At 37.0% G+C, this 5,175-nt stretch carries 5 protein-coding genes and 1 other RNA gene; 1 reads left to right on the top strand and 5 read right to left on the bottom strand.

Annotation, left to right across the window (positions count from 1 at the left end):
* Positions 1 to 71: 71 nt before the first annotated feature.
* The 3 genes from ACPYKA_RS18600 to tadA all read right to left on the bottom strand — a co-directional run bounded on the left by ACPYKA_RS18600 (position 72) and on the right by tadA (position 1,937).
* On the bottom strand, positions 72 to 854 hold the full coding sequence (locus ACPYKA_RS18600; protein ID WP_479543697.1) for a formate/nitrite transporter family protein: 783 nt from the start codon (positions 852 to 854) through the stop codon (positions 72 to 74).
* 266 nt (positions 855 to 1,120) lie between these two features.
* Positions 1,121 to 1,387, bottom strand: an RNA gene (gene ffs / locus ACPYKA_RS18595) — signal recognition particle sRNA large type.
* A 61-nt stretch (positions 1,388 to 1,448) separates the two neighbouring features.
* Entirely contained in the window at positions 1,449 to 1,937 is a 489-nt protein-coding gene (gene tadA, locus ACPYKA_RS18590; protein WP_479543696.1) for a tRNA adenosine(34) deaminase TadA, read from the bottom strand.
* Positions 1,938 to 2,010: 73 nt separating this feature from the next.
* Between tadA and ACPYKA_RS18585 the strand changes: the two genes are divergently transcribed.
* Positions 2,011 to 3,300, top strand: a complete 1,290-nt coding sequence (locus ACPYKA_RS18585) for a LysM peptidoglycan-binding domain-containing protein (RefSeq protein ID WP_479543695.1) — start codon at positions 2,011 to 2,013, stop codon at positions 3,298 to 3,300.
* Between the two features lie 554 nt (positions 3,301 to 3,854).
* Here ACPYKA_RS18585 and ACPYKA_RS18580 read toward each other — a convergent pair.
* Entirely contained in the window at positions 3,855 to 4,142 is a 288-nt protein-coding gene (locus ACPYKA_RS18580; protein ID WP_479543694.1) for a TIGR04104 family putative zinc finger protein, read from the bottom strand.
* A 26-nt stretch (positions 4,143 to 4,168) separates the two neighbouring features.
* On the bottom strand, positions 4,169 to 4,984 hold the full coding sequence (proC, locus tag ACPYKA_RS18575) for a pyrroline-5-carboxylate reductase (RefSeq protein WP_479543693.1): 816 nt from the start codon (positions 4,982 to 4,984) through the stop codon (positions 4,169 to 4,171).
* Positions 4,985 to 5,175: the final 191 nt, after the last annotated feature.

Genomic DNA, 5,175 nt, shown 5'->3' with positions numbered 1-5,175 from the left:
ATATTTTATGTTAATTGATAATTATTGCTTATATCTTAGTGCAATAACTTTTCTTAATACCCTCTCATAATCTATTCCGTCTTTAAACTCCCTGAGTATGCCATCCAATAGAAAGTGGCGACAAATATTGCACCGCCAACTGTATTACCGAGAAAAACAGCAATAAAATTTTCTACATATATGATCCAATCAAAAGCTCCTGCAAAAATCGCTGCAGGAATGATAAACATATTCGCTACAACGTGTTGAAAGCCAATTGCTACAAAAGCCATGATTGGAAACCAGATACCAATTATTTTACCCGTTGTATCTTTTGCCGCATAAGCTAACCAAACAGCAAGACAGACGAGCCAGTTAGCACCAATTCCTGAGATAAATGCCATATGAAATGGTTCATTGACTTTACTTTCAGCAACACGAATTGTCTGTTCTAAATAGGGGCCTGTCTCTGTTAACCCTAAATAATGGCCAAAAAGATAAGCAATAAAAATAGCGCCAATAAAGTTGCTTACTGTAATGATTGTCCAATTTTTCACAATCTGCCACGTCGTTATTTTCTTATAGAGCCTGGCGGTCGTAACAGCCATTATATTTCCTGTAACAAGTTCTCCACCCGCTACAAGAACAAGGACGAGACCAAGTGGAAAGACGGCTGCACCAATAAATCCTGCAACCGATCCCCATATATGTAATGGTAGATCTGCTGTCACTCGAATGTATAATAAGAATCCAAATGAGATATAAGCACCCGCTAAAAATCCAAGCGATAACGTGCTCGATAAAGGCAAATTGACTTTTTTTGTACCTATATCCCCTACTATTTTAGTTATTTGTTCTGGAGTATTAAAAGCCATTTAGTCAACCACCTCAGCTTTTACGGATTTTTTGTGTACCCTTCGCTGTTATTATATGATTGCTTTTAAGATATTAGAATTTATTGGAAATATGGAATTTCTAGAGTGGAGTTTTTTATAAAATTTTTAAATAAAAAGGAGGACATTTTAAAATAAATGTCGAAGTATGTTATTAAATGTATCCCTATAGAATTAGGCAAGCTAATTAAAAAAATCTCCTGCTAGATAAAATATCTAACAAGAGATTTTGTTTTATTATGTAATAACCGTGCACCCACTCTCGATGTAACGTCCCTATGCGTTACTTAAGTTCATGGCTCGGCCTAGGCTCCCCCGCGGCACACAAGAATGACCACTTACTGCTGCTTCCTTCCGGATCTGACAGGGTTCATGGGTTCCTGTTGCGCAGGACCTAAACGTCAACACCAATTCCTTAAGGCAGACCATAAAAACGCCACACCTCAAATGGGAATTCAGCCTTGCTATAGCGGATTGCAAGTTATAGGGCACCGCTACCTCCCCACCTAGCACGGTACTCTTCATTATACATTTATTATATAACAATTGCAATAAGAATTAATAACTTACAAAAATTTACATTCCATTTCTTTTTTGCTTACGTAATTCACGAAAAAAAGAAGTTAGTAAGGAACTACATTCTTTCTCCAATACACCTTTAGTCACTTCTACCCGATGATTAAATCTGCTCTCATCTAGCAAGTTCATCAATGTTCCAGCGCAACCCGCTTTCGGATCATTTGCACCATAAACAACCCGTTTTATTCGTGATTGCACAATAGCACCCGCACACATTGGACAAGGTTCCAACGTAACATAAAGCGTGCAATCTTCCAATCTCCAACTCCCTATTTTTTTATTTGCTTCTTTTATAGCTACGAGTTCAGCATGAGACAATGTAGACTGAGTCGTTTCACGAACATTATACCCTGCAGCGATTATTTCATCTTCAACCACAATGACAGCACCAATCGGAACTTCACCGATTTCTTGAGCTTTTTTTGCTTCTATTATTGCCGTATGCATAAACTTTTCATCTTGATTCAATTTTATCACTTCTAACATTATTTTAGTATAAACTATCTTTTCCATTCATAAATTGAAATGAACGAATTAACTTTTGAAAGGAGGAAATACCTTGCAAATCCATGTTGTTAAGAGTGGAGACACATTATTTTCAATTGCTAATACATATAGTACATCGATTTTTTCAATTTCGGAAGCGAATGAATTGCAAACTCCAAATTTAGTAGTTGGGCAGGCTTTAGTGATCCCTATCATTGGTCAATATTATTTCGTTCAACCGGGAGATACATTGTTTACTATTGGTCGACAGTTCAACATTTCACCAGAAGAACTTGCCCGCATTAATAACATCCAAATCAATATGGTTTTACCTGTAGGATTTAGATTATATATTCCCCCAAGGCCAAAAACATCCATTACCTCTTTTGGTTATATTGAACCTTTAGGAGATACCGTTTCACCAGTACTAGAGAATGCCGCAGAAAAAAATACGCCTTTATTAACCTATCTTGCCCCATTTAGTTATCGGGTTAACCGGGATGGAAGTCTAACTCCTCCTCCGTTAGATCGATTCCGGGAAATTGCTGAAAATAACAATACATATTTATCTTTTGTCGTAACAAATTTGGAAGAAGGCGCATTTAGTTCAGAACTTGTCCATATAATTTTAACCGTTCAAGCGGTGCAAAATAGATTGATTGATGAAATAATTAATACTGCAACTGCAGGTGGCTTCCGGGATGTTCATTTTGACTTTGAATTTATTCCTCAAGATGATCGGGAAGCATATAATGAATTTTTACGAAAAGTTAAACCACGTTTAGATCAAGCAGGACTTTTATTATCAACAGCACTTGCACCAAAAACAAGTGCGACTCAACAAGGATTGTTATATGAAGCTCATGATTATGCAGCTCACGGTGAAATAGTCGATTTCGTTGTGTTAATGACATATGAATGGGGGTACAGTGCGGGCCCACCACTTGCTGTATCACCGATTAATGAAGTGGAAAGAGTTCTCACCTATGCATTAACAGAAATTCCTGCAAATAAAATACTTATGGGGCAAAATTTATACGGCTATGATTGGACATTACCATTTGTTCAGGGGGAAAGCTTTGCTAGAGCGATAAGTCCCCAACAAGCTATTCGAATTGCTCGTGAAAATAATGCCGCTATTCAATATGATGAAAGAGCACAAGCACCATTTTTCAATTACTATGATAATCAAGGAAGAGAACATATTGTTTGGTTTGAGGATGCAAGATCCATTCAGGCAAAATTTGATCTCATTAAGCGTTTAGGCTTACTCGGTATTGCATACTGGAAACTAGGTCTCGCCTTTCCGCAAAATTGGTTATTGCTCAATGATAATTTTATTATTAATAAAAGAGAAACCTAAAATGTTCCTAAAAAAACAGGAACATTTTTTCTTTTGGCTATTTTCGTAAATTGATGTACTTTTGAATCTGTACCGTAAAAAGAAACTGTGATGTAACTATTTAATCTAATCATCACTGGAAAGAATGACTCGACCTAAGATGTTGAGTTGATTTCTAACATGTTGAGTCATTCTCCAAGATGTCGAGTCGATTCAGAACATGTTGAGTCATTCTCCAAGACGTCGAGTCAATTTCTAACATGTCGAGTCATTCTCCAAGACGTCGAGTCGATTTCTAACATGTTGAGTCATTCTCCAAGACGTCGAGTCGATTTCTAACATGTTGAGTCATTCTCCAAGATGTCAAGTCGATTTCTAACATGTTGAGTCATTCTCCAAGATGTCAAGTCGATTTCTAACATGTTGAGTCATTCTCCAAGACGTCGAGTCGATTCAGAACATGAAGAGTCGTTTCGCAATATATGAGTTGCCCCCTAGATACGGAGTTGATACATAACATAACAAGTAGACCCTTATGTCACAGTTTATGGTCACTGTACATTCCAGCAAATTTTTTAGAATATCGGTTCTTCATCTTTCGTTAATTTTAAATTAATTGGATAGGTTGCAATGTACACGGCTAGTGCAATGAATACTAGTACTGTCTTCCATAAGAAGGAAAATTTTAAAAAAGGAAAGATGAACAATATAATTATCATCGAGACAACTGAAAAGACAATATCGCGCGGCCTTTGTTTTCGAGCGAATTTTTTTTCACCACAATACGGACATCTGAGGCGGAAAAGACTTTTTAAAGACTCTGCGTATGTCCACTGCGTCTTGCAATGCTGACATGTCGGCAACAAATTTCACCTCCAACTCCATACGTTTATTGTTCTTCCCCTAGTTCACGTGATCTGTTTGTAGCGCTCTTTACACAATTAACAACTGCATCTTGAAAATTATATTCCCCCAATGTTCGTAGACCTGCTGCCGTTGTCCCATTAGGACTAGTTACATTTTCTCTTAAAACAGAGACGGGCTCTTGTGCATATTTTAACATATTACCGGCACCGATAATCGTTTGTGTAATTAATTGTTTCGCTGTTTTTTCATCCAATCCTTCTTCCAAAGCAGCTTTTTCCAGCGCTTCAACTAAATAATAAACGTACGCTGGTCCACTTCCAGAAATTCCTGTGACTATATGCATTTTTTCTTCCTCCACAACTGACACCGCACCAATTGCTTCAAATAATTTTTTAGCTAAAGCTATATGAGTGTCTGTTGCGAATTTCCCTTTTGTAATTGCGGTGGCAGAATAGCCAATAGTAGCAGATGTATTCGGCATCGCTCTTATTACAGCAACTTCTTTTTCAAGTTTATCCGTTATGAAACCTGTCGATACACCGGCAACTACGGAAATAACAAGTTGATGGGGTTCGATATATTTTTTTGTGTCTAGTATCGCATGTTCCATATCATATGGTTTCGTTGCAAAAAAGATAACATCTGCCTCTTGAATAACTTCTTCTTTATTTGTGTTGCCCTTAATACTATATTTACCTTTTAATTCTTCTAGTCTTGCTTCATTTTCTTTATTCGCTACAAAGATTTGCTCACTTTCCAGTACATTTTTATTAATCATTCCTGCTATAATAGCCTCTGCCATCGAACCGGCACCGATAAACGCAACTTTCTTAACCATGCATATTACTCCTTTTTCTTCAATTTATTAGAAAACTTAGCTTATCGCCAAGCCTTTTGGCGAAAGCTTTAGTTGCACTTATGCAGTAGGAAAGTTTTATACTTTCTTATCTGCAAATAAAAAACCTCATTTCATCCTAACGAAGGACGGAAAATGAGGTTAAATCCGCGGTACCACCTAATTTGGCAAAA

Origin of the sequence: Pseudogracilibacillus amylolyticus (SeqCode) (assembly GCF_051918545.1) — a bacterium.
Lineage (GTDB): Bacteria > Bacillota > Bacilli > Bacillales > Amphibacillaceae > Pseudogracilibacillus.
This window is presented reverse-complemented; position numbering and strand designations above follow the sequence as displayed.

Bases quoted from the DNA above. Each gene is read 5' to 3' on its own strand.
- ACPYKA_RS18600 (WP_479543697.1), bottom strand. From the start codon at position 854: ATGGCTTTTAATACTCCAGAACAAATAACTAAAATAGTAGGGGATATA.
- tadA (WP_479543696.1), bottom strand. From the start codon at position 1,937: ATGTTAGAAGTGATAAAATTGAATCAAGATGAAAAGTTTATGCATACG.
- proC (WP_479543693.1), bottom strand. From the start codon at position 4,984: ATGGTTAAGAAAGTTGCGTTTATCGGTGCCGGTTCGATGGCAGAGGCT.